Genomic DNA, 24084 nt, shown 5'->3' with positions numbered 1-24084 from the left:
CGAAATGCTCGAACACGCACCACTCGCCGACTCGGGCTCCGTATCGGCGATCGTCGCCGATGGCATTGCCGACATCTGCTTCGGTCATCCGAAGAGCAACTCCCTTCCCGCTTCCGTCCTGCGCTCGCTCGCCGATGAAATCACGTCGACGGGCACTCGGTCCGACGTACGCGTCATCTTGCTTCGCAGCTACGGCACGGGACCGTTCTGCGCCGGCGCATCCTTCGCGGAACTGTCGGCGATTCGCGACGCGGGCGCGGGCAAAGAGTTTTTCATGGGCTTTGCACGCGTCATTCTCGCAATGACGCGCTGTCCCAAACCGATCGTCACGCGCGTGCATGGCAAGGTCGTTGGTGGCGGCGTTGGTATCGTCGCCGCATCGGACTACGCGATGGCAACGGAGAAGGCAGCGCTGCGACTCAGCGAGTTGGCCGTCGGCATCGGACCGTTTGTCGTCGGCCCCGTGATCGAGCGGAAAGTCGGCGCTGGCGCGTTCAGCGCCATGGCAATCGACGCGGACTGGCGTGATGCGGCGTGGGGCGCGAACAACGGCCTCTACGCGCGCCTGTGGGACACCGTACCCGCGCTCGATGCGGGCGTCGACACGTTCGTCGCCACGTTGGCTGCGGCCAATCCAGACGCCGTGTCGCGCATCAAGGCGATCGCCTGGGAAGGCACTGACGATTGGCCTCGGCTGCTCGAAGAGCGGGCCGCGATGAGCGGTTCGCTCGTGCTGTCAGACTACACGCGAAACGCGATCGCGGCCTTCTCGGCGAAAGCCTGATTCCGCCTCACGCCGCACGCCCAGGGTTAGCGCGAGCCGCGCCGGATCTTGTCGACCAGCGCAACGAATCGTGGATGGTCATGGAGTGTGCGGAACCACTGTTGCACGCCGATCGCGTACATCCAATCGGCACGTTCCTCGTAGCCCACTTCGAGCGCGTCGATGGCCTCCTCCGGCTCGTTGAAGATGGCGTGGATCATCGCGCGATAGGTCGACGGGATGCCGCCAGCGAGCGCTCGCGTCCTCATTTCGCGCGCCTCGTCGATCCGACCCGCCGCAAATGACGTGACCGCGAGCAGCGTCGCAAACATCGGATAGTTCGGCGCGCTGTCATATGCCGTACGGGCCTCACGCACGCCGTCCTCGAACTCGCGTCGCCACATCAGATTCATGGCGAGGAAGAGGCGCGCGCGCATGAAGCCAGGGTCCATTGCGAGTACCTGACGCAACTCGCTGCCGGCTTCGACGAATCGACCGGCGAGATCGTGAATGATCGCGAGGTTCATGTGCGGGAGCACCGACATCGGATTGAGCTCGAGTGCGCGCCGAGCAATTGGCAGCGCGTCGGCATCCCGGCCCATTCCCGCGAGAAAACCCGACAACCAGCGATGCGCTGTCTCGTGACTCGGATTCAGCTCGATCGCTCGTCGAAGCGAGCGCTCGGCGCCGGCCCAATCCCACTCGTAGTTGTACTTCACGAAGCCAAGCGACGCATGCGCGTCGGCCGATCGATCGTCGAGGTCGATCGCGCGTTTCGCAGCAGCCACCGCGCGAGGGAAACTCTCGTGCGGCTCGGCGAAATTCCACGAAGCGAGAAGCGCCGACGCGTCGGAGATGCCACTGTGCGCCGGCGCGTAGTTCGGATCGATCGTCGCTGCCTGCTCGAAGAGATCGAGCGCTTTTCGAAGACCGGCCTCGGTGCGCGTATTCCAGTGGTAACGGCCGAGGAGATAGAGATCGTACACCTCGACGCTTCCTGCCTTCATTGCGGCCGTATTCCCGCGCAGGTGGCCCAACTGCAGCGCATGCGTGATCGTCTCGACAATGCGTCGCGCAATGTCATCCTGAATCGCGAACACGTCGTCGAGCGTACGCTCGTAGGTCTCGGACCAGAGCAATGAATCGTCGCTGACACGAATCAGCTTTGCGGCGACGCGCAGCCGCGCACCAGAACGTCGAACGCTGCCTTCGAGCACGAAGCCGACATCGAGCTGTGCGCCGATCTCGCGAATCGGGACCTGCTTCCCCTTGAAGACAAAGGCAGATGTGCGCGACACCACCCGGAGTCCTTCGACCTTCGCGAGGGCATTGTTCAGCTCCTCGGTCATGCCATCGCTGAAATACTCATTCTCAACGTTGCCGTCGATGTTGACGATGGGCAGCACGGCAATCGAGAGCCGCGCCCCAGCCGCCGCGCGTGAGCTGCTAAGTGGAGGCCCGGACGTTCCGAGGGCCGCGGCGAACTCGGTTGCGGTGGCGAAGCGATTCGCCGACTCTTTCTCGAGCGCGCGAGCGACGGCCGACACGACAGCAGGCGGAACGCCAGGCGTGAGTGTCGTAAGTACGGGTGGCGGAGACGCGATGTGCTGACCAACCACGGACAGCGTCGTCGGACCCACGAACGGCGGACGGCCGGTGAGCATCTCGAACATCACGCATGCGAGGCTGTAAACGTCGCTTCGGCCGTCGATGTTCGATTCCCCAACGGCCTGCTCCGGGCTCATGTACGCCGCGGTGCCGAGTGTGATGCCGACCTGCGTCATCGTGCTGGTCGACACGGCCGCGGCGAGCGAACCGCCGGCAATTCCGAAGTCGGCGAGCAGCGCGTGTCCGTGTCGCGACAGCAGAATGTTTTCCGGCTTCACGTCGCGATGGACGACGCCTTCGCTATGCGCGTACGCGAGTGCATCGGCTACCTGACGAACGATGTCGACCGCATCGACGAGCGACACGCTACCATCGCGCACGAGCCGCGCCCTGAGCGATTCCCCATCGATGTACGGCATGACGAAGTACAGCGCACCCGCGGCGCCACCGGAGTCGTGCAGCGGCAAGACGAACGGGTGACGTAGTCGCGCGAGAACTTTGATCTCTCGATCGAATCGTTCCGCGCCCAACGCGATTCCGTGTTCAGCGCGCAATACCTTCAGGGCGACTTCGCGGTCGTGGCGAATGTCGCGGGCGAGGTACACGGTGGCCATGCCACCGGCGCCGAGTTCGCGTTGGATGTCGTACCGGTCGGCGAGCGCTTCTCGAAGAGAAGGTAGTACGTCGGGGATCGACACAGGGCGCGAAAAAGCCGGGAAGGACGAAGGCCTCCATCGGTCGATGGCTGCCGCGTGAACTTAGATCCCGGACTCGACACCTGCCAGCGGCCGACGCGACGACCGAGACCTATCGCCGCATTCAGCGTTCGCGCGTCCAGAGCAGCAGTGTTCCGCAGCCGTACTCGGTCCCGGAATATTGGGCAGGAACGGTGGCGCTGCCGGGATAGAACTCCACGCCCGCGAACTGATCGACGGAGAAGGTGGTGTAGTCGGGCGCGTTCTCTCCCTGCCGACCCGCCGTGATTGTGTAGAGCGGCACGCCATCGAGAAGCACGGTGGACCAGCACCCGTTTGGACTCTTCAGATCACTCGGAATGACGTGAACGGGGCGCGTCGTGCTGTTGGATCGCATCGTTCCGGCGTACATGCCGGAACGATACGGAATGAGATTCATTCCCGGGATGCGGCGCAATACTGACGACAGCCGCTCGTTGTCATGCTCACGCAGCAGGCTGTCGGCGAGAAAATACCCGAAGCCCATTTTGCGACGCTCCTCGAACGCGTTGAGCGAGGGCGAGATGTACTTTCGGTCCTCGCGCGCCGATACGCGAACCGAATCGAGCTGTGCGACCGACGTCTTGAGCACGAATTCTCGCTCGAGCCGTGCGCCGGATGCGAGCTCGATCGTGTCCGTTCTCGCCGCATAGCCGACGTGTCGGATGAGCACCGCGTATCGCCCCGGCGCGAGCTCGTTCAACCGGAACTCGCCGGAGGCGTTGGTGGTCGCCGTGCGGCCGAGCGCGATGATCGTGACTTCGGCGCCGCTGAGGCGGATGTCGCCCGAGTCGCGGGCGACGGTGCCGACGAGTGTCGCCGCCTGCGCGGCGGCATGCGCACCCGCGACGGCAATCATCGCGACACTGAACCAAACTCGACGTAGAACGGCGGAGCTCACGCGGCCTCGCAGGAGATACCGCCGTCGAGTTTAGAGACTACAGGTGAACATGCAAGTTAAGTTGTCGGCGGGTTGAAGCCGGCGTGCTGCGCGTCGATCCAACTTCTGTGATACGCCGGATCTTCGAAGGGCAGCGCCTGCTTCGCGACGTGTAGCGGGCGAAAGCTGTCCATCATCACCGCGAGCTCGTTCGTTGCCTTGGCGCCGATCGACGCCTCGGCGCGTCCCGGATGCGGGCCGTGCGGAATGCCGTCGGGATGGTGCGTCACGCTGCCGAATTCGATACCCTTTCGGCTCATGAACTCGCTCGACGCGTAGTACAACACTTCGTCCGAATCGACGTTGCTGTGGTTGTACGGCGCAGGCACCGCGTTCGGATCGAAGTCGTATGGTCGCGGGCAAAATGAGCACACGACAAAACCGTCGCCCTCGAACGTTTGGTGCACCGGCGGCGGCTGATGAATGCGCCCGACGATCGGCTCGAAATCACGAATGTTGAATGCCCACGGATAGAAATATCCGTCCCAGCCAACGACGTCGAACGGATGGTGGTCGAGTATGAGTTCGTTGATGCCGTCGTATTGTTTGACGAGCAACCGGAAGTCACCCATCTCGTCGTGCGTGTTGAGTACCAAGGGACGACGCATGTCGCGCTCCGAGTACGGTGCGCCCTCTTTGAGCTGACCGAACTCGTTGCGATAGCGCTTGGGCCAACGCACGTGTCCCCGACTTTCCATGACGAGGAGCTTCGGTGCATCGACACCCGTGTCGAACTTGTACCGGTGCAAGATGCCACGGTGAATGACGAGATAGTCGCCCTCACCAAACGGCAAATCACCGAACACCGATTCGAGCGTGCCTTTGCCTTTCGCGACGTAGACTAGTTCATCCGCTTGTGCATTGCGGTAGAAATGCTCGTCCTGCTTGTCCGGCTCGACGTACAGCATTGCGATGTCTTGATTGAACAGCATCGGAATGCGATCGAGCGTCGGGCTGCCTCCCTTCCCCGCGCGCGCCGTGAGAAAATGGCGATGACGCAACGCCTGATCCGGATCGGCTTCGAACTTCATCTCCTGAATCCGCCGCACCGATTTTACCGTCGTCGGCGGATGCACGTGATAGAGCAGCGCCGACGTTCCCGTGAATCCCTCGTGGCCCATGAGCTCTTCGGCATAGATGCCGCCGTTGGGCTTTCGAAAGACGGTATGACGCTTGGGGGGTACAGTTCCCAACGTGTGATAGATCGGCATGGACTAATAGCGGACGGTGAAAGGCAAACACTATAGGTCTGAGGTCTCGGGTCTGAGGTCTCAGGGAAACTGCGCACGGATCCCTTGGAGTTTCCCCTCAGACCTCAGACCAGCGACCCGAGACCTGCAACTGCCGAATCTCGAACAGGACGCAATTAGCTACGACTATAGGTTGCCCCTCAACGCCTGCTCCTGTTCAATCGCTTCAAACAGCGCCTTGAAATTCCCCTTTCCAAAGCTGCGCGCGCCCTTTCGCTCGATGATTTCATAAAAGAGCGTCGGACGATCCTGCACTGGCTTTGAGAAGATCTGCAGGAGATAGCCGTCCGGATCGCGGTCGACCAGGATGCCAAGCTCCTCGAGCTTGTCGAGCGGCTCATCGATCTTGCCGACGCGCTTCTGCAGTTCGGCGTAGTACGACGTCGGCGCCTTGAGGAATTCAACGCCGCGGTCACGCAGCGCGCTGACGGTGGCGATGATGTCGTCAGTGGCGAGGGCGAGATGCTGGACGCCTGGACCGCGATAGAAGTCGAGATACTCGTCGATCTGCGACTTGCGCTTGCCAGCTGCCGGCTCGTTGATCGGAAACTTGATGCGCTCGTTTCCGTTCGACATCACCTTCGACATGAGCGATGAGTATTCCGTCGAAATGTCTTCGTCGTCGAACGAGATGAGATTCTTGAAGCCCATGACGTGTTCGTAGAACTTCACCCACACATTCATCTTTCCGAGCTCGACATTGCCGACGCAGTGATCGACATACTGGAGGCCCGTTGGCTTCGCCTGGAAGCGCGGCTCGCGCTTCTGGAATCCGGGCAAGAATGCGCCGCGGTAGTTCTTGCGCTCGACGAGTGAATGGATCGTGTCGCCGTAGATCTTGAAGCCGGCAACGACGACTTCGCCATCGTCGTCGCGCAGCGTCTGCGGCTCATACGCCGAGACGGCACCGCGCTCGACGGCCTTTTCGTACGCGTCGCGCGCGTCGTCGACCCACAGCGCAATGTCGCGCACGCCGTCGCCATGCCGCCGAACGTGATCGGCGATGTCGCCGTCCGGTCCCAGCGGAGACGTCAGCACGAGGCGAATCTTGTTCTGAACCAGGAGGTAGCTCACCCGGTCGCGAACGCCCGTTTCCGGACCGCGGTACGCGACCAGCTGGAAACCGAACGCGGCCTGGTAGAATAGTGCTGACTGCTTGGCGTTTCCGACGTAGAATTCGATGTAGTCGGTGCCGTTGATCGGGAAGGTATCGTGGACTTCGGCGCCGATGGGCAGAGTTTGCGTAGCCATTCGTTGCTCCTCAATTCGCAGTCGCCGCGGCGATGGCCGCGTTTCCACCCGCATGCTATAGCATTCGGACCGCGCGTCAAAGGGGCGCGGACGCGCTTCGGAGAAGCACCCACTTCAGGATAATTTATACGCCCGTGACGACCCTACCGACGCCTGAGCAATCCGAGGATCTCGCACGCTTCGCCGACGCGCTCGCCGGGCAATACGAGGTCGAGCGCGAAATCGGCCGCGGCGGCATGGGCATCGTCTTCTTGGCGCGGGACATACGCCTCGACCGCCGAGTCGCGATCAAGACCCTGCCTCCTCACCTCGCCTCCGACCCCATCGTCCGCGAACGCTTCCTCCGCGAAGCGCGCACGGCCGGACGGCTGTCGCACCCGAACATCGTCCCCATCCATCGGGCCGACGAGGCGCAGGGCCGCGTGTTCTTTGTCATGGGCTACGTTGACGGCGACTCCGTTGCGCAGCAGATCCGCGATCGCGGGCGCCTCGAGACCAACGATGTCGTCCGCCAACTTCGCGACGTCGCCAGCGCGCTCGGCTACGCGCACGCGAATGGCGTGATTCATCGCGACGTCAAAGCCGAGAACATCCTGCTGGATCGCGTCACGGGCCGCGCGATGGTCACCGATTTTGGCATTGCTCGCCTCGCCGAGGCAGCGCCGCTTACGGCGACCGGTCAGGTGTTGGGGACGGTGTACTACCTGAGCCCCGAGCAGATCTCCGGCGACGCAGTCGATGGACGCAGCGACATCTACTCGCTTGGGGTCGTGGGCTATTTCGCCCTGTCCGGACGCTTCCCCTTCGACGCCGAGCTCGCGTCGGCAGTGCTGATCGCACATGTCACCAAGACTGCTCCGCCGCTCCACACCGTGTCGCCGCACACGCCTCGTGGCCTCGCTGATATCATCGATCATTGCCTGGCCAAAGATCCGGCCGAGCGGTTCCAGAACTGCGACGAGCTGATCGTCGCGCTCGACGAACTCGAGCGAGTCGATCTCTACCCCGCTCCGTCGACGTACTCGCCGATCGCGACGCCGCGTCCGTCGCTCATCTCCGATTCAGAGGCGCAGTCGATCATCGGCCGCGCGGCTGATCTGCAGGCGCGTACCGGAATCGAGCCGCGGCCGGCGCCCGTAGCAACGCGCCGTGACGCTGAGCGCGACGCCGCTCGTACCTCTGGCTACCGCCCGGCGGACATTCGCGATGCCGCAGTCGAAGCGGGCATCTCGGGCAGGTACGTCGATCACGTATTCGAGGAGCGTGGGCTCGCGCCGTTGGCACCGCTCGAGGCGCGGCCTCTCACCATCGTCGATCGCAGTCGGCCGAAGAACATCGTTGTCGGCGGACGCATTCATCTCGAGTACGAGATCGTCGTCGAAGGCGAAATGCCGGAGAGCGACTACGATCTGCTGGCCGACATCCTCCGCCATTCGACGGGCGAGGCCGGACATCTCGCGTCCGTCGGCCGCTCGTTCGCCTGGCAAACGCACCAGCCGAAGCGGAATCTCCAGGCGTCGGTGCTGTCGCGCGGCGGCAAGACGACGATTAGAGTTTCTGAAACTCTGCGTCAGATCGTCGGCGGAATGTTCGGCGGAATGGTGGGCGGCTTTGGCGGCGGGACGTCAGGTATCTGGATGGGCGTCGGCGCCAGCATGCACAACCTCGCGTTTGGCGCGTGGATGTGGGCCGGCTCCATTGCCGCGTCGTACCTCGCGGCCCGCGGTTTCTTCGGGCGCACGTCGCGCAAGCGCGAGCAGCAGCTCCGATTGCTCGCCGAGCAGTTGGCGGCGCAGGCGCGCGAATCGATCGTGTCAGCGCAGCCGAGACTGAGAGGACCGCGCCGCACGTAGTTTGGGAGGTCTCAGGTCTCTGGTCTGTGGTCTGAGGGGAACTGCGACCGGAATCGTGCGCCGTTTCCCTGAGACCTCAGACCTGTGACCTGTGACCTGTGACCTGTGACCTGTCAGGTTGCCAGCTCCGGCAAATCTCGGAATAACTCCAGCGCTGCCGGATTTGCCAACGCATCCGCGTTCTTCACCGGCCGCCCGTGCACCACATCGCGCACCGCGAGCTCGGTGATCTTTCCGCTGATCGTGCGAGGGATGTCGGCCACGGCGATGATCTTCTTCGGCACGTGGTGCGGGCTCGCATTGGCGCGAATCTGCGCGCGGATCTTGTCCTTGAGCGCCTCGGTCAGCGACTCACCCGCCGCGAGACGGACGAACAGGACGATACGCACATCTTTGCCGCTGTCCGTCATGATGTCCTGCCCGATCACGAGGCTCTCGATGATCTCGGGCAACTGCTCCACCTGACGGTAGATCTCGGCCGTGCCGATCCGCACGCCGCCTGGATTCAGCGTCGCATCACTCCGCCCGTAGATGATCACGCCGCCATGTTCGGTGATCTCGGCCCAGTCACCGTGACGCCAGGTGTTGGGATAGCGCTCGAAGTACGCCGCGCGGTACTTCGATCCATCGGGGTCGTTCCAGAATGCAACGGGCATACTCGGGAACGGCGCCGTGCACACGAGCTCTCCCTGCTCGCCGACGATCGAACGTCCGTCATCGTCGAAGACTTCGACCTTCATTCCGAGGCCGCGCGTCTGTAGCTCGCCACGCCACACCGGTCCGATCGGATTGCCCAGCGCGAAGCACGACACGATATCCGTTCCGCCACTGATACTGCTCAGTCGCACGTCTGGCTTCACGTGCTGATACACATAGTCGTATGAGTGCTCTGCCAACGGGCTTCCCGTCGACAGAATTGCACGAAGGCATCGCAGGTCGTGCGTCGCAACCGGCTGCGATCCCTCCTTCTCGGCCAGCGCGATCCACTTTGCGCTGGTCCCGAAAATCGTCACGTGCTCATCGGCGACCATGTCCCACAAAATCGGACGACGGCGGATGAACGCCGCCCCGTCGTACAGCACGACCGCCGCACCGACAGCAAGGCTGGACACGAGCCAGTTCCACATCATCCAACCGCACGTCGTGAAGTAGAAAATGCGATCTTCACGACGCAGGTCGGTGTGAAGCACGAGCTCCTTCAGATGCTGCAGCAGCGTGCCGCCAGCACCATGCACCATGCACTTGGGCAGTCCCGTCGTGCCCGATGAGTACATGATGTACACCGGGTGGTCGAAGGGCAGATGCGCAAAGTCGATCGTCCGTGCGTCGCCGCTGGCCGGAGCAAACGCCTCCCAGTGCTCTGCTGCGCGAACCTCCGAAATGTTCGGCGCATCGTTCAGGTACGACACGACGACGACGCGCTCGATCTCTGGAATCTGGTCGGCAATTTCACGGACACGCTCGAGGCAATCGATCTCCCGTCCGCTGTAGCGATAGCCATCCGCGCAAAACAGAACACGCGGCTGAATCTGGCCGAACCGATCGAGGACACCGTTGACGCCGAAGTCCGGCGAACACGACGACCAGATTGCGCCGAGGCTCGTGGCCGCGAGCATCGCGATGATCGTCTCGGGGAGATTGGGCATGAAGCCGGCGACGCGATCGCCCGGTTTGATGCCCATGGTACGAAGCGCCGCCGCGAGCCGAGCCACTTCAGCGAATAACTCGGCGTAGGTCAGGCGTCGCTGCGCACCGCGTTCGTTCCAGAAGATGATCGCCGGCCGATCATCTCGAAACCGTAGCAGGTTCTCGGCGAAGTTGATCCGCGAGCCGACGAACCACACCGGACCAAGCTCGGGATCGGGAGGCGCGACACGATTACGGCCGATGAGTGGCCGCTCGCACGCGATCGCCGGATCCTGCGCACCTTCGACGATGCCGCAGAAGCGACGAACCTCGATCCAGAACAGTTCGAGATCGCGAATCGACCAGTCGTACAGTGATGCGAAATCTTTGATGTGTGCCGTACGATCGCCAAGCGCGCGAACCTGCTCGATGAACTGAGTCAGGTTCGCGCGCTCGACTTGCTCGCTCGACGGCGTCCAGAGCGGCGTCTGCACTTCCACGGCTACTCCGGCGAATTACGGACGCTTTGACGGTGCGGTGACGCGCGACGTGTCGTTGAAGAAGCGCGGCGCCTTGGTGCACGTCGGGGCCCAACCCTTTTCGTCGACATCGGGACCACCGCGTCCACCACCCGCGGCGCGTCCGCCACCGCCGGCGAGGTTGATCGCACCGCGACCGGTCGGCGCACCACGACCGCGTCCACCGCCACCGCCGGCCGTCAGATCTGCGCGCTCACGCGAGATGAACGTCGGATCTTCCGACGCGAGATACGCGAGCATCGCCACGATCGTCGCGTTCCCCTTCAGGTCGTCGAAGACGATCTTGTCGAAGCTGTCTCGGTTCGTATGGTGCGTGTAGGAGCCGTAGTCCCAACCGGTCGCGCCAAGACCAAACACCGGCGCGCCATAGCAGTTGAACGACGCGTTGTCCGTTCCGCCCGTGGCCGGAGCGCCAACGCCGTTGTACTTGAGTTGATTCTGAATTTCCTGCGGGAGCTTTGCCAACCACGCCTGGACGTGCGCGCCGCCGTCGGGAAGGCCGACGCCGCCGATGCTCACGACGCGGCCCGTTCCGTTGTCCTGGTTGAATCCAGCGGCGATGGCGCGAACGAATTCCGGATGATCGTACGCAAACGCGCGCGAGCCGATCAGCCCCTGCTCTTCTCCCGGCCAGTGGCCAACGATGATCGTGCGCTTCGGGTGCGGATACGCCTGCTTCAGAATGCGCATCGCTTCCATCATCATGATCGTGCCGGTGCCGTTGTCCGTTGCGCCTTGCGATCCATCCCACGAATCGAAGTGCGCGGACAGCAGGACGTATTCGTTCGGCTTCTCGGTTCCCTTGATCGATCCGAACGTGTCGTAGACCGGAACCTGACCGAGCGTTTCGGAAACGGCGTTCACTCGAAGCTGCGGCCCCTGCTTTCGCTCCGTGAGCCGATAGATCAAGCCGTAGTCCTCGCAGCTCATCGCGATGCCGAGGGCGGTGGTGTTCTTCGTGTCATACACCGTCCACGTTCCCCATGCGCCGCCCGTTGGGCTGGCGAGGTTCGACACGATGACACCAACGGCGCCGGCCTTTTCCAGGCGCATTCCAAGGTTGCCCGTCGGATTGCCGGCGGTGACCGGATAGCCCGTGTTTCGGATTCTCGTCGTCCAATCGGCGACGAGCTTCACGATGGTCGTGTCCATGCGCGCCTTTGACTCGGGCGTCGCCATGGCGGTCCATTCATCTTCGGGGCGGCAGGTGGGATACGCGGCCGAAATGAGGACGAACTTTCCCTTCACATTCGGCAGCCACTTCACGAACTCATTGCTGTCGGCCACCATCGGCAGGATGACCGTGTTGCCAATGACGTCCTTGCCTAGCGTGCCCGGGCTGTCTCCCAGAGTGATCGCCTCGAGCGAGCGAACGCGTGGCTTGATGAGATCGATGTGGCTATAGCCGCGACGCCAACCGCGCCACGTTCCGTACTGTTCTCGACGCGTGTCGATTCCCCACGCGCGATAGTTCTTCATCACCCAATCGCTGGCCGCCGTGCCCTGCGGCGTTCCGGTCAGGCGCGGCCCGATCGAGTCGAAGAAAGTCTGCGCCAGATCCCAGGTGTGGGAACTGTCCATTCCCATCGCCCAAATCCGCTTGAGTACCGGATCCGTCGTCCCCGTCTGCGCGACGGCCGGAGACGCGGCGTGAACACCGATTGCAGCCGCTGCGGTCAACATCAGCAAGCGCTTCATGAGTGCATTCCCAGGTGGAAGTCGAACAGATCGCGCTACAACAATACCGCGTCTCGACCCTGGCGTCTATTTGACGCGAACAACCGCAAGTTGGACGGTCGACGGGAGCGGCTGGCCGCCCGTGGTCACCGTCAGAAGCGCGTCCTGGTTGTTCGCCACGGAGAAGCGGAAGAACGAGGTGCCGTTCCCGGCTAGCAGCGTCGACGACGTCGTATTGTCGGCCAGTAGATGCGTAAGCAGTGGGAACGGAAGCCCCGACCCGCCGTTGGTGAACGCGCTCCGCAAATTCCAGCTCGGCTGCTGGAAGCGGGGGTCGACGTTTGCCGCGTTGTCGTCGAGGAAGACGGAAATCGACCAGTCGCGCAGCAGCGGATACGGCGACGTGCCGAGTGCGGCGGTGAGATTCGCGATGCCGGTCGTCGTCGAATTCACCAGCTTGAACCAGAAGCTGTTGTCCTGGCCGACCGGTTGATGATCTGCGGCGAAGCGGAGGAAATTCCAGATCGCGCCGCGCGTCTGTAGGTCGTCGTCGAACGCGTCGAATCCGATCGGCGACTGAATCTCCGGCCGCGTCAGGTAGGTCTGATAGCGCAGGAAGTTGTTCGACTCGAACGTCGAGTAGGCTGGCCCCGCCTTGGGGTCGGTGTAGACGCTGTTGTCGAGGTTCGTTCGCGTGCTCTTTCCCGCGGCGCGCCAGAAATTGATATCCTCGGCGATGTGCGCGAGACCTTCGTCGAGCCAACGCTCTTCAAACGTTGGGCCTACGCCGTTCACGTACAGACGGCGACCAGCATTGATCATATGCTGATACTCATGCGCCACCGTGCCGTTCGCGAACGTCACCACCTGCGACTTGCTGCGGCGATTGCCGTTGATCACGCCACCCGTATCCGGTACGAGCACGAACATCACTTCCGCTTCGTTGCTCGCCGGGCAGTTGGTGGCGGGCGTGTTGACCTTGGGCAGAAGGTCGCGATTGTAGAAATATCCGAGGACGACTCCGCCGGCTCCGTTCGACGTTTGCTCATTCACCGCGCGCGTGAAGAAGATGAGCACGTGGCCATTGTTATCGATGTCGGTCGGCGCGCCAAAGGCCGCACGGTCGACCGGATCGACCAGCGTGTCGAACGTGACACCAATCGACCGATACTCGGCGTCGGTGAATCCGCCCGCGGGGTTAGCCGTATCGCCAACCACGATGGCGCGATCGGTGATCGCCACCACTCGGCCAGTGCGATAGTCGGGCTGATCGCAGTAGTTCAACGTGTTGACGTTGAGCCGCATGAGATCGCCAATCGCGGGAACGGTCACGGCGTCTGTTGCACTCGCGCCGCTCGTGGAGCTCTGTGTTCGCGACGAATTCCTGGCAACCCGGCGAGCACGCCAAGCCTCGCGAGCGCCCGCAATGCGCGGGTTTCCTTCGAGGCGTTCGCGCTTGCGAAGGCGCTGTTCGAACGCGACGTCGGGGACGACGCCGGTTTGTTTGACCGCAACCTTTGACAGCTGCGCTGACAACGCGACGTCGCCGCTAGGCAAACCGAGCGCTGAGAGGCCCAAGCCGCGAACATCGATGCTGATCGTCGCGCTCGGCACACCAGAGTTGTAGAACGGAATCACTGCGTATTCGGCCGCCGGGCTGGAGGCGTGCACGCAGAAGCCATTGCCGCTCACGTCGGTTAGCACCTGACCGACGGCGAGATCCACCGGCGTCGCCGCGCCGGTGCACAGCGATTGGCCGGTCGCAAGAACGGTCACGAGGACGCTGTCGCTCATCTGGCCGGCGGTGGCAACGACGTAGGTTGCCGAACCTCGACGCAGCACGCGAATCACGCCGTTCGCGGCGACGCTGACTAGTGACGGGTCGCGCGCCACGAGCGTAGGTGCCGGCGATGTTTGATTGCCGAAGGAATCGAGACTCTGAACTGTGATGCGCGTTGAATCGACGCCGGAGAGGAGTCGCGGGTTCGACGGCGAAATCGAAATCGAGGTGACAGGGCCAGACGTTCCAGTCGCCTGAAAGCGGACCTGCGTCGCGACGCCACTGACCGAGGCGGTCACTTCGTTCGGGCCGAGGATGGTCCCGAGCGTCCACGCCGCGGTTGCCTGTCCCTTCGAGTCGGTGACGGCTACGCGTGGATTGGTTGAGCCGTTTCCCGCTGTCACGGCCAGCGCAACGCCCTGGTCGGCGACCGGGCGCCCTTTGGAGTCGGTAACCTGAACGACGATTCCGCCGGCGACCGCCGTTCCAACAGCGGCAGACCGACTGATCGGCGTAACCGCGTCGATGTGCGCCGGCGGCTCGTTCGATGGCGTGATCGGCGAATCGGAGCCGCAGGCAGCCAGGGCTACCGACAGCGCGGCAACGCACCACCGAATGGGAAAGCGAAAACTCATGAAATCAGGACGAAGGCAGAGGCGGGGGACGACCCTTCCCGTACCCCTACGAAAACACGTGTTCCAGTAAATCCACCCATACTGAGGACGTTCCCGCGCAATGCGAGGCAACGCCTCGTTCGACTAAGCGAGCGCTGCCGAGGCGACGCGCGCACTCTCCGCGAGGACCGCCGCTCCAACGAACAGACTTTCTTCCGCTGGATAAAAAGTAGACGCGTGCGCAGGGATCACTGCACCCCCGGGTTCGCGCGCACCGATTCTCAGAAAGCACCCGGGGATTTTCTCCATGTAGTGCGCAAAGTCCTCCCCGGCGAGGTTCAGAAAGCCCAGCGGAACGACGTTCTCCTCACCCACGATCGACACCGCTGCCTTTCTCGCCATCGCAGTCTGCGCGGCGGGATTCACGATTGGCGGTGTGCCTCTGTCGACCGTGACACGTGCTTCGACGCCGTACCCCGACGCGACGGCCTCGGCGACACGACGCACTTCGTCGAGCATGAGTTGGCGCGAAACGGGCTCGACGGCGCGAACCGTTCCCGAGAGCTTCGCCCGATCGGGAATGACGTTGGGCGCCGATCCCGCGTGGATGGTGCCAATGGTCACCACACCCGGGGTCGCGGGGTTCAGTCGTCGCGCCACGATCGTTTGCAGCGCCGTGACCAAACCCGCCGCGGCGACGATCGGATCCCGCGATTCGTGCGGTCGTGCCGCGTGCGCGCCAACCCCAACGAGCTCGATCTCGAACGTGTCCGCCGACGCCGCCAGCGGCCCGTCATCCGCCACGACCTGTCCGACTTCGAATCGGCGATCGACATGGCCACCGAAAATCGCCGCGACGCCATCGAGAGCACCGCTTTCCAAAATCGCCAACGCTCCCTTTCCGATTTCCTCGGCCGGTTGCAGTACGATCAACACGTCGCCCTCAGCCGGTGCTTGCGCGAGCAGCACACCAGCGCCGACGGCCCACGTCGCATGCATGTCGTGACCGCAGGCGTGCATCACGCCCGGAACGGTCGACGCGTACGGGAGGTTCGTCGCCTCCTGAATGGGCAGCGCATCGATGTCGCCGCGCAGCGCGACAACCGGCGCCTTGGAGTTCCGTCCGCGAACGCGCGCAACGACACCGGTCTTTCCAATTCTCTGAATATCGGTGATGCCGAATTCACGGAGACCGGCCGTGAGTCGGTCGGCGGTACCCGTTTCCTGAAACGACAGCTCCGGATTGGCATGGATCGACCGACGGAGCGTACGCAGTTGCTCCGATGCACCCGGCGTGAACATCGCCGCGATTCGAGGATCGAGAACCGGCGTCATGCCGTCACCAGCGCTTTGCCAAGATCCTCGCGTCGCAACGTAAGATCGTCGACCCGATCCATGTCGACGTCGACGCCAATGCCCGGACGGTCGAGCGGCACGTGCACCATGCCCTCGGCATCCATGGTCCATTCGGGGCGCACGATGTCGCGCTCCCAATAGCGTGAGCTGGGCGACAGATCTCCGGGGAGAATGAAGTTCGGCAGCGAGGCGAGCGCGACGTTGTGCGCGCGCCCTACCCCGCTCTCCAACATGCCGCCGCACCAAACAGGGATTCCGTTCGACGCAGCGAGATCGTGAATCGCCTTGGACACGGAGAACCCGCCGACACGGCCCGGCTTGATGTTGATGATTTTACCCGCCTTGAGCGCGATCATGTCTTCGGCGCGATCCACACTCGTGATCGATTCGTCGAGGCAGATCGGCGTCTTCAAGCGCGACTGTAACGTCGCGTGCCGAACGAGATCGTCACGGCTGAGTGGCTGTTCGATCATGATGAGATCGAAGGCGTCGAGCTCCGCGAGGTGGTTTGCGTTTGCGAGCGTATAGGCGGAATTCGCGTCGGCCATGAGATGCACCGACGGACCCAGCGCTTCGCGCACCGCGCGGACGAACGTGACATCCGCTCCCGGTTCGATCTTCATTTTGATCTTTCGGTAGCCGGCGTCGTACGCAGCACGCGCCCGCTGCACGAGCGCCTCGGGGCTCGACTGAATGCCGATCGATATTCCCGTGGCAACGCGATCGCGCGTACCGCCCAGCAACTTGCTCAGCGGAACGTTCGCCTTGCGAGCGGCGACGTCCCACATGCCCATCTCGATGCCCGCTTTCGCCATGTTGTGCCCAACGACGCCGGTGGCGTCGAGCGCGGCAAATACGTCTCGCGGATGGTCGAACGAACGACCAATCACCCGCCGCGCGAGCCACTCGCGCATCGCAAGCCACGCCGTGTCGATCGTCTCGGCGCTGTAGTTCGGCAGTTCTCCGGCGACGCACTCTCCCCAACCGATCGTTCCGTCGGCATCAGCAATTTCTAGCAGAGCAATTCGGCGATCGGTGACGACGCCCGAGGAGATACGAAATGGCTCCTTGAGTGGAAGCCTGATTTCGCGAAGTGTGATGCGTTCGATATTGAGCATTAGCGGGTTGCCACGGGGGTAGGACGAGCGGACTTCGTGAGAAGGTAGTAGCCGCGGTCCGCGTTTTCGTCGAGCGAAAACGCACTCACGGTGTATCCGGCGGCGAGCGCCCATTCGAGACCGCAGCGAACGCTCTTTCGCCAAGCCATCGCCTCCGCTGGCGCTTCCAGCAATAGCCCCTCGGCGTCAGCGGGGATTTCGACGCGAACGGAGTGTGGAAGGATGGCCGCGCCAGATGCGCCGGCGATCCATTCCGGTGTGACGATCGGCGCCTGCTGACAGTCGCCTGAGGCGTGGGCGCGATCGGCCTCCGCCAACAACTGATCACTCTCTTCGTCGTGCGTAGGCCAGGCGACGATGAGCCGGTCTGTGGGAACGCCACCGTGAAGCACACTGTCCGTGATGCCGTACATGTCTTCGACATACTCCGCCAACCGAACACCCAACCGATTGAAGTTGAGGTGTGCGTTGCGGGCAATCAGCGGATCGTACGTCCAGTAGATGACCGATGCGCCGAGATCACGGACGAGTTGCCGCTGATGCTCTTTGAGTTTGCGACCGAGCCCCAGGTTTCGCGCTTCGGGCCGCACGGCGAGCATGTCCGACCAGTGGACGATCTTGCCACGCTCCACACCGGTGAGCCCAAAGACGAATCCGAGCAGCGTTCCCGTACCGTCGAACGCGCCGACGACCACGCCGCCGATGCGCTGCGCGACTTTGAGAATCGCCGAGGGCACGACGTCGGAAAATCCTTCGCCCCACGTTTCCTGCTGCAGCGCGACGCACGCGTTGAGTTCTTGAGGCGTGGCCAGCGGCCGAATCTCGATCGACGATAGGTCCATGTCACCTGCGCCAGACGTTGCCATTCCCGGGCGGTTGAAAGTACCAGTGCCTTCCACTCCGCTCAAGCTGTTCTCCGCGCTGCTCGTTGCAGTCGCGGCATTCGCAATTCTCTCCACGGCCCGCACCTTCAGCGGAACGGTCGACGAGCCAGCGCATATCGCCGCCGGCATGCAGTGGCTCACGACCAATCGGTACGACTACGACGTGCCGCACCCGCCGCTCGGACGCATTGCCGCGGCAATTGGGCCGTTTCTCAGCGGTGAACGTAACACCGGGGCGCCAGCCGTCTATGACGAAGGCGCGCGTTTGCTGGGGACGGGCACTCACTATGTGGACACGTTGGCCAGCGCGCGCCACGGTGAACTCGTCTTTTTTCTGCTCCTGTGCCTTGTCGTGTGGACGTGGAGTCGCCGATTGGTCGGCGATGTCGGCGCCGCGATCGCCACGGCATTCGTCGTCACCAACCCGAATATTCTCGCGCACGCGGGACTCGCCACGACGGACATCGCCTGCGCAGCCACGACGACGCTCGCCCTGTTCGCCGGCGTGTGGTGGATCGAGCATCCGTCGCGGAAACGCTCGGCGCTCTTCGGACTGGCGATTGGTGCGGCGATCATGAGCCGGCTGTCGTCGATCGCTTTCGTGGGTGGGCCGCTCGTCGCCTGCTACCTCGTACGATGCTGGGCAACGAGATCTCCGCGCATCGACGCCCGCGAAGCTGGAACGACGGCTCCGATTGCGCTCGGCAATGTGGCCGGGGCCGTGCTGCTCTTCATCTGGGCGACGTACCGGTTTGCCATCGCACCAATGCATCCGGGTGGACCTTTGGTGCCGGCGCCGGCGTTCGTATCTGGCGTGGAGACCTTCTTTCTTCACGGCAGTTCTGGTCATCCAACCTATTTGCTTGGCACGCCGAGCAATCGGGGCTGGTGGTACTACTTCCCGGTCGCGTTGCTCGTCAAAACGCCGCTGCCATTACTCCTGTTCAGCGTTCTGGGCACCGCGACCGTCGTGACGAAACTGCGACAAGAGCGCGATTGGCGTAGCGCGGTTCCTCTCGTGTCTGCGGCGGCGATCGTGCTGATCAGCCTCACCGTTCGAGTGAACCTCGGCGTGCGCCTCGTGCTGCCCGTCTATCCGCTGCTCGCGATCGTCGCCGCTCAGGGCGTCGCGTATCTCTTCCGGCAACAACCCGGACGAAGCGCGCAGATGATCGCAGGCGCCGCGCTCGCGAGTGCGGCATTCATCGCGGTGCGTGCACATCCCGATCACCTCGCGTACTTCAACCCGTTCGCCGGTGCACATCCGGAGAACGTGCTCGTCGACAGCAATCTCGATTGGGGGCAGGATCTGTATCGCTTGCGCGACACGCTCGCGGCGCGTGGCATTACCGACAGCGTCCGCGTTGCCTACTTCGGTACTGCCGATCTCACTGCGGCGGGTGTGCCGAACGCGCGCGCGCTAGGCCTTCACGAACCGGCAACCGGATGGGTGGCGGCCAGCGAGACCTTCCTCGCTGGCGAATGGGTGGGACATGCCTATGCGTGGCTACTGCAGTATCCACCAACCGCGCGCATCGGACCCTCGATGCGGCTGTGGCATATCCCCGTCGCTCACACCGATTCTACCACGGGCTCGTCGCAGCACTGAGGCCTACATACCAGGTCCGACCGGCCGCCGGCTCGTAGAACTTCGTCGCGGCAGTCGTTGCTCCAGCGGCGTTCACGGCGACTGAGCCGATATAGTGCTTGTCGAAAAGGTTCTGAATGCCAAAGATCGGCGAGAACCAGGGACGACCGAAGGCAGCCGTGGCGCCAGTACGAACATTCAGAATGCTGAAACCGCGCGCCGATGCAGCGTTCGCATCGTTGACGAAGACGCGACTCTTCGACTGCGATTCGGCGAGCACGAAGCCATCGCGAATGCGCCACACGGCGGTCGCCTGAAGCTGATGCTCGGGAATTCCCGGGATAGTGTTTCCCGCGTACTGTGCCGTGCCACTCGTAAAATTTCGGAAGTGGAAGCTCGATAGCGCGTACGATGTCGTGAGCGAAAGCGGCCCAAACTCCGTGCTCAACTCGACTTCTGCTCCACGACGACGCGTGCGTCCGGCGTTGCGGTAGTACGTGCGACCGTTGCCATTCGGAACTTCGAATGGAATGAGCTCGTCGCGCACTTCGGTGTCAAAGAGTGCAACGTCGTATTGCACTCGACCCATCGCCAATCCCTTCGCGCCCGTCTCGTACGTCGTGGAGTACTGCGGCTTGAGATCGCGATTGAGCCCGGCAGACCCGTCGGCCTGGTTGCCGAGCTCCGTTGTCGTGGGCGTTTCGAATGCGGAAGCGACGTTCGCGTAGACCGAATGAAAGGGATTCAGGCGAGCCGCGAGTCCGAGCATGGGACTGACCGCGTGGAGATCGCGAATGCCCGAGTCGTCGCGACCGTCGGTGAGAAAATGGTCGCGTACTTCGAAACGAACGCGATCTGCGCGTACGCCGGCCGTCGCGCGAACGCGACCGAGCTCAAGCTCGTCGCGAACGTATGGACCAACGCTCGTAACCAACTCGTTCTGATCGAGCTGCAGGACGCCCTTCTCCACCGTAATCGACGGACACGATGCATTGACCGCGGCGACACCATTGCAGTTCGCCCAATTGCGCCGCGCATCGTTCAGCCACTGTGCATCTGCACCGACGCTCAATCGATTCGAAATGTCATCCACGTTCCACGGCAGCGTGAGGCGCGCACCCGCTCCGCCCTGGTGTCGTCCAACGCCGACAACGGCGAAGGTGAGCGGATTGAAGAGCGATCGCGTACCGAGATAGCCCTGGGCGACTAGCTCGCCGGTGCCCAACACGGGCCGCTGTGCCGACAGTCCGACCTGAACCTGATGCACGGCCTTCCGCGCTTTCTTCAGCACCGACGGTGCATCAGCCTGTTGCGGCGCGCTGTCGGCCTGGGCGCGAGTGAGCGCACCCGGATTCTGCGCGATCGGCATGTCCATGCCGAGCCCAGTCAACGTGAAGTGCGTTCCTGCAACATCCGTTGCCGCATGCACGAACGCGTTGGTGAGTTGCTGCTGCGCGTACGCGCGAAATCCGTCGCTCGTCGTTCGCCCGATGTTGCCGGAATACGACGAGCCACCAATCGTTCCGCCGAACAGCCCCGTGGTCCGGCGCAGCCCCGACGCTCCAGTGAACGAACGCGCCTGAATGGCGAGGGGCGCATTCGGTGCGTCGGCGGTGCGAAGATCGATCACGCCGCCGGATGCGTTTCCGTAGAGTGCCGACGCGCTTCCCCGCATCACTTCGACGCGCCCCACGGACTCGAGGTCGAGGTAGTCGATCGGCGTCTGTCCGTCGGGGAGCGTGAGCGGCATGCCGTCGCGCAGAATGCGGATGCTTCGCGCGCCGAACTGCGATCGGGCGCCGAAGCCGCGCACCGAAATGCGCGTGTCCTGCGACGGGTTGGTACGATTGGCGACGGTCACGCCCGGGAGCAGTGACAGCGTCTGCTCGACGAACGTATGTGTCTGGCCAGGCGCCAGGCTATCGGGCCGGAGGCTGGTGATCGAATACGGGAGATCGAGCGGCGAGCGCCCGACGTCGCGCGTGACCGTCACGACTGGCGGCAGTTTGCGCGGCAGGGAGTCTTGCGCCTGCGCGACGGTAGCGACGAGCAATCCGGAGGCAGCGTACAACGCACATCGGCGAAACACGGACACAGCGATTGGCTCCGGAAAGCGGTTCCGGAAAATCTACTGTCCGGCCCGGGTTCACTCCATGATGGCGTGGCTTCCGCCGGCGCCTTTCGTCTGGCGAACCAGCAGCAGCAGCGGGATCAAGAATAGGATGAGCGCGGCGCTAAGCACGTAAATTTTGCTATACGCGAGCACGCTTGCCTGTCCGACGAGCTGCCGGTCGACGAGCGCCAGCGCGCGCTGGTGTGCCGTCCAGGCGTCGGCGCCGCGCGCCATCATGCCGCGTGTGAGCATATCCACGCGCGCGATCGCCGACGGATCGCCAGCGGCGACGTGATCGCCAATCGTGGCGCGGATCTGGGCCGTGTACCGTCCGAGCAGCGTGGCAATTCCGGCAATGCCAAAGGAGCCGCCGAGTTGCCGGAAGAAGTTGTACAGGCCCGTGCCCTGCGCGAGCTCGCCGGGTGAGAGTTCCGCCAGCGTGATCGTAGTGAGCGGCACGAACATCAGTCCGAGTCCAAGACCACGAAAGATGAGTGGCCAGTAAAAGTCGTGTGCCCCGCTCTCGCCGGTGATTCGCGACAGCTGCCACGCCGCGAGCGCAAAGGTGAGCGCACCGATGGTAATGAGTATTCGTGGATCGAACCGATTCGTAATTCGGCCAACGACCGCCATGGACAGCGCAGTGGCAATCGCTCCTGGCAGCAGCGCAAAGCCAGTTTGCTCGGCGGTCATTCGCAGATTGCTCTGCAGGAACACCGGTAGCGTGAACGACATCGCGTACAACCCGACGCCCATCACGACGCCGAGGATGGTGCCCACCCACATCTGCCGATGTCGCATGACGCGGAAGTCGATCACTGGATGGTCCGTCGTGAGCTCACGCCACAACAGGCCAATGCCGCCGACCACGCCGATCACGGTCAGCCAGATGATCAGCCGCGAGTCGAACCAGTCTTCGCGTTGGCCGTGCTCCAGCACGTATTGCAGTGCGCCGACGCTGAACGTGAGCAGCAGAATGCCCTGATAGTCGATCGCCGCAGGTTTACGCTGGTAGTCGGGATCGTGGACGTACGCGGCAATCATCATCGCGGCGAGAACGCCGACAGGCAGATTGATGTAGAAGATCCACGGCCAGCCGTAGTTGTCGGTAAGCCAACCGCCGAGCGTCGGCCCGATCGTGGGACCGACCATCACGCCGAGGCCGAACAGCGCCATCGCCATCCCGGCTTCCTTGCGCGGGAATGCCTCGAACAACACGGCCTGCGACACCGTCATGAGAGCGCCGCCGCCGAGTCCCTGCACGACGCGCCAGAAGATCAGCGCGCCGAGTGAGTGTGCGGCGCCACACAACACGCTCGATACGGTGAAGAGGATGATCGATCCGACGAAGTAGCGCTTGCGTCCAAAGAACGATCCGAGCCAGCCCGTGAGGGGAATGATGATGACGCTCGCGAGGATGTAGCCGGTTGACACCCAGGCGATCTCGTCGAGACTCGCACCGAGGTTTCCCATCATGTCTGGCAGCGCGACGTTGACGATCGAGCTGTCGATCACCTGCATGAGCGCCGCGAGAACGACCGCGAACGCGATGATGTATTTGTGCGGATCGCCTTCAGCCGCGAGCGTTGCCGCCGGCGCGGTGTAGCGCGGACTTGTCGCGGTTGGTTGGTCGAGGACAGCAGACTGTGCCACGAGAGTTTCCTATACGGCTGTGCGTCGTTTGCCCGCCGCCTTGGCTCGGGCGCCCCGCGGTCGCGCGGCCGCACGCGCTTGATGCTCCCAATCGACGAGCGCCTGATCGATGCGTTCGATGACGAAAGAGTGAATCGCGTCGATCGAGGCCATGCGCTTCCTGACCACAGGTGCGAGGTTCGGCGAGGAATCCTGCATATCGCGCGTGAGGTCGTGCAGCCGGCGCCAGCGCGAGACGCGGCTTCGAATGACCTGGGCGAAGAAATCGGGGGCGAGCTCGTAGTAATCGCGTCGATCGCCGGGCCGTGAAACTCGCTCGACGATGCCGCGCTCGAGTAGCCGGCGGGCGTCGGTGCTTACGCTGGCTTTGCTCACGCCGAGACTTTCAGCGAGCTCGTCGAGGGATTGGGGCTCGTCGCTGAGAAGGAGCGTTCCAAAGAGCCGACCCGCGATGGGCGACAGGCCGTCCGACTCGGCGGCGTGGCCCATCCGATCGATGAAAGTGCTGGCGGCTCGGTCCATGTACGCTCCATTCAGTTCGTTCAGTATGCACTGAACGATACTGATGCGCGCCTGGGGAGGCAAGGCAGCCGGGATGCGTCCTTAGCGGACCGGAGAACACGACATAATCGATCAGTCTTTGGACTTCTTCGTGTCCTTCGTGATCTTCGTGGTTCCTGAAGCGAATTGAACCACGAAGGTCACGAAGGTCATGAAGGACCCGAAGGGAAGCAAAG

The 24084-nt window shown here is 63.2% G+C and carries 16 protein-coding genes; 3 read left to right on the top strand and 13 right to left on the bottom strand.

The window, feature by feature from the left end; all coding sequences use genetic code 11:
* Positions 1–4 precede the first annotated feature (4 nt).
* Positions 5–784 carry an enoyl-CoA hydratase/isomerase family protein gene (locus AC6H4Z_RS11160; protein ID WP_497546829.1) on the top strand — a complete coding sequence of 260 codons (780 nt, stop codon included), beginning with the start codon at positions 5–7 and terminating at the stop codon, positions 782–784.
* 26 nt (positions 785–810) lie between these two features.
* Here AC6H4Z_RS11160 and AC6H4Z_RS11155 read toward each other — a convergent pair whose 3' ends face one another.
* From AC6H4Z_RS11155 to hppD, 4 genes are all read right to left on the bottom strand, one after another.
* Positions 811–3069, bottom strand: a complete 2259-nt coding sequence (locus tag AC6H4Z_RS11155) for a protein kinase domain-containing protein (RefSeq protein WP_497546828.1) — start codon at positions 3067–3069, stop codon at positions 811–813.
* A gap of 121 nt (positions 3070–3190) precedes the next feature.
* Complete coding sequence (locus AC6H4Z_RS11150; RefSeq protein ID WP_497546827.1) at positions 3191–4006, bottom strand: carboxypeptidase-like regulatory domain-containing protein; 816 nt, start codon at positions 4004–4006, stop codon at positions 3191–3193.
* Between the two features lie 56 nt (positions 4007–4062).
* A complete protein-coding gene (locus AC6H4Z_RS11145) occupies positions 4063–5256 on the bottom strand; it encodes a homogentisate 1,2-dioxygenase (RefSeq protein ID WP_497546826.1) in 1194 nt (397 codons plus the stop codon).
* 165 nt (positions 5257–5421) lie between these two features.
* Positions 5422–6546: a 4-hydroxyphenylpyruvate dioxygenase gene (hppD, locus tag AC6H4Z_RS11140; protein WP_497546825.1), complete on the bottom strand. Its 1125-nt coding sequence runs from the start codon at positions 6544–6546 to the stop codon at positions 5422–5424.
* Positions 6547–6680: 134 nt separating this feature from the next.
* On the opposite strand from hppD, the gene AC6H4Z_RS11135 reads away from it, so the two are divergent.
* Positions 6681–8399, top strand: coding sequence for a serine/threonine-protein kinase (locus tag AC6H4Z_RS11135; RefSeq protein ID WP_497546824.1), 1719 nt, complete (start codon positions 6681–6683; stop codon positions 8397–8399).
* Positions 8400–8512: 113 nt separating this feature from the next.
* Here the strand turns inward: AC6H4Z_RS11135 and AC6H4Z_RS11130 are convergent, their stop codons facing one another.
* The 6 genes from AC6H4Z_RS11130 to AC6H4Z_RS11105 form a co-directional block, all read right to left on the bottom strand.
* On the bottom strand, positions 8513–10519 hold the full coding sequence (locus tag AC6H4Z_RS11130; protein WP_497547031.1) for an acetoacetate--CoA ligase: 2007 nt from the start codon (positions 10517–10519) through the stop codon (positions 8513–8515).
* Positions 10520–10540: 21 nt separating this feature from the next.
* Positions 10541–12262, bottom strand: a complete 1722-nt coding sequence (locus AC6H4Z_RS11125) for a M20/M25/M40 family metallo-hydrolase (protein WP_497546823.1) — start codon at positions 12260–12262, stop codon at positions 10541–10543.
* Positions 12263–12328: 66 nt separating this feature from the next.
* Positions 12329–14656 carry an Ig-like domain-containing protein gene (locus AC6H4Z_RS11120; RefSeq protein ID WP_497546822.1) on the bottom strand — a complete coding sequence of 776 codons (2328 nt, stop codon included), beginning with the start codon at positions 14654–14656 and terminating at the stop codon, positions 12329–12331.
* Between the two features lie 123 nt (positions 14657–14779).
* Positions 14780–15970 (bottom strand): M20 metallopeptidase family protein, encoded by a 1191-nt coding sequence (locus tag AC6H4Z_RS11115; protein ID WP_497546821.1) that lies wholly within the window; start codon positions 15968–15970, stop codon positions 14780–14782.
* Positions 15967–17109 carry an o-succinylbenzoate synthase gene (menC, locus tag AC6H4Z_RS11110; protein WP_497546820.1) on the bottom strand — a complete coding sequence of 381 codons (1143 nt, stop codon included), beginning with the start codon at positions 17107–17109 and terminating at the stop codon, positions 15967–15969. Before menC ends, AC6H4Z_RS11115 begins: the two co-directional genes overlap by 4 nt.
* Positions 17109–17951: a GNAT family N-acetyltransferase gene (locus tag AC6H4Z_RS11105; protein WP_497546819.1), complete on the bottom strand. Its 843-nt coding sequence runs from the start codon at positions 17949–17951 to the stop codon at positions 17109–17111. The genes menC and AC6H4Z_RS11105 overlap by 1 nt, the downstream gene beginning before the upstream one ends.
* Between AC6H4Z_RS11105 and AC6H4Z_RS11100 the strand changes: the two genes are divergently transcribed.
* Positions 17950–19602 carry an ArnT family glycosyltransferase gene (locus tag AC6H4Z_RS11100; RefSeq protein WP_497546818.1) on the top strand — a complete coding sequence of 551 codons (1653 nt, stop codon included), beginning with the start codon at positions 17950–17952 and terminating at the stop codon, positions 19600–19602. The genes AC6H4Z_RS11105 and AC6H4Z_RS11100 overlap by 2 nt on opposite strands.
* Here AC6H4Z_RS11100 and AC6H4Z_RS11095 read toward each other — a convergent pair.
* From AC6H4Z_RS11095 to AC6H4Z_RS11085, 3 genes are read right to left on the bottom strand one after another with little or no spacing between them, the layout of a single operon-like run.
* Positions 19577–21676, bottom strand: a complete 2100-nt coding sequence (locus tag AC6H4Z_RS11095; RefSeq protein ID WP_497546817.1) for a TonB-dependent receptor family protein — start codon at positions 21674–21676, stop codon at positions 19577–19579. The genes AC6H4Z_RS11100 and AC6H4Z_RS11095 overlap by 26 nt on opposite strands.
* A 51-nt stretch (positions 21677–21727) precedes the next feature.
* Positions 21728–23347 (bottom strand): DHA2 family efflux MFS transporter permease subunit, encoded by a 1620-nt coding sequence (locus AC6H4Z_RS11090; protein ID WP_497546816.1) that lies wholly within the window; start codon positions 23345–23347, stop codon positions 21728–21730.
* Between the two features lie 9 nt (positions 23348–23356).
* A complete protein-coding gene (locus AC6H4Z_RS11085; RefSeq protein ID WP_497546815.1) occupies positions 23357–23869 on the bottom strand; it encodes a GbsR/MarR family transcriptional regulator in 513 nt (170 codons plus the stop codon).
* Between the last annotated feature and the right edge of the window lie 215 nt (positions 23870–24084).

Source organism: Leucogemmata humicola (assembly GCF_055379415.1).
This window is presented reverse-complemented; position numbering and strand designations above follow the sequence as displayed.

What these genes read in the sequence shown, in the direction of transcription:
- AC6H4Z_RS11160 (WP_497546829.1), top strand. Translation starts at nt 5, where the DNA reads ATGCTCGAACACGCACCACTCGCCGACTCGGGCTCCGTATCGGCGATC.
- AC6H4Z_RS11145 (WP_497546826.1), bottom strand. Translation starts at nt 5,256, where the DNA reads ATGCCGATCTATCACACGTTGGGAACTGTACCCCCCAAGCGTCATACC.
- hppD (WP_497546825.1), bottom strand. Translation starts at nt 6,546, where the DNA reads ATGGCTACGCAAACTCTGCCCATCGGCGCCGAAGTCCACGATACCTTC.
- AC6H4Z_RS11125 (WP_497546823.1), bottom strand. Translation starts at nt 12,262, where the DNA reads ATGAAGCGCTTGCTGATGTTGACCGCAGCGGCTGCAATCGGTGTTCAC.
- AC6H4Z_RS11120 (WP_497546822.1), bottom strand. Translation starts at nt 14,656, where the DNA reads ATGAGTTTTCGCTTTCCCATTCGGTGGTGCGTTGCCGCGCTGTCGGTA.
- AC6H4Z_RS11115 (WP_497546821.1), bottom strand. Translation starts at nt 15,970, where the DNA reads ATGACGCCGGTTCTCGATCCTCGAATCGCGGCGATGTTCACGCCGGGT.
- menC (WP_497546820.1), bottom strand. Translation starts at nt 17,109, where the DNA reads ATGCTCAATATCGAACGCATCACACTTCGCGAAATCAGGCTTCCACTC.
- AC6H4Z_RS11100 (WP_497546818.1), top strand. Translation starts at nt 17,950, where the DNA reads ATGTCACCTGCGCCAGACGTTGCCATTCCCGGGCGGTTGAAAGTACCA.
- AC6H4Z_RS11105 (WP_497546819.1), bottom strand. Translation starts at nt 17,951, where the DNA reads ATGGACCTATCGTCGATCGAGATTCGGCCGCTGGCCACGCCTCAAGAA.
- AC6H4Z_RS11085 (WP_497546815.1), bottom strand. Translation starts at nt 23,869, where the DNA reads ATGGACCGAGCCGCCAGCACTTTCATCGATCGGATGGGCCACGCCGCC.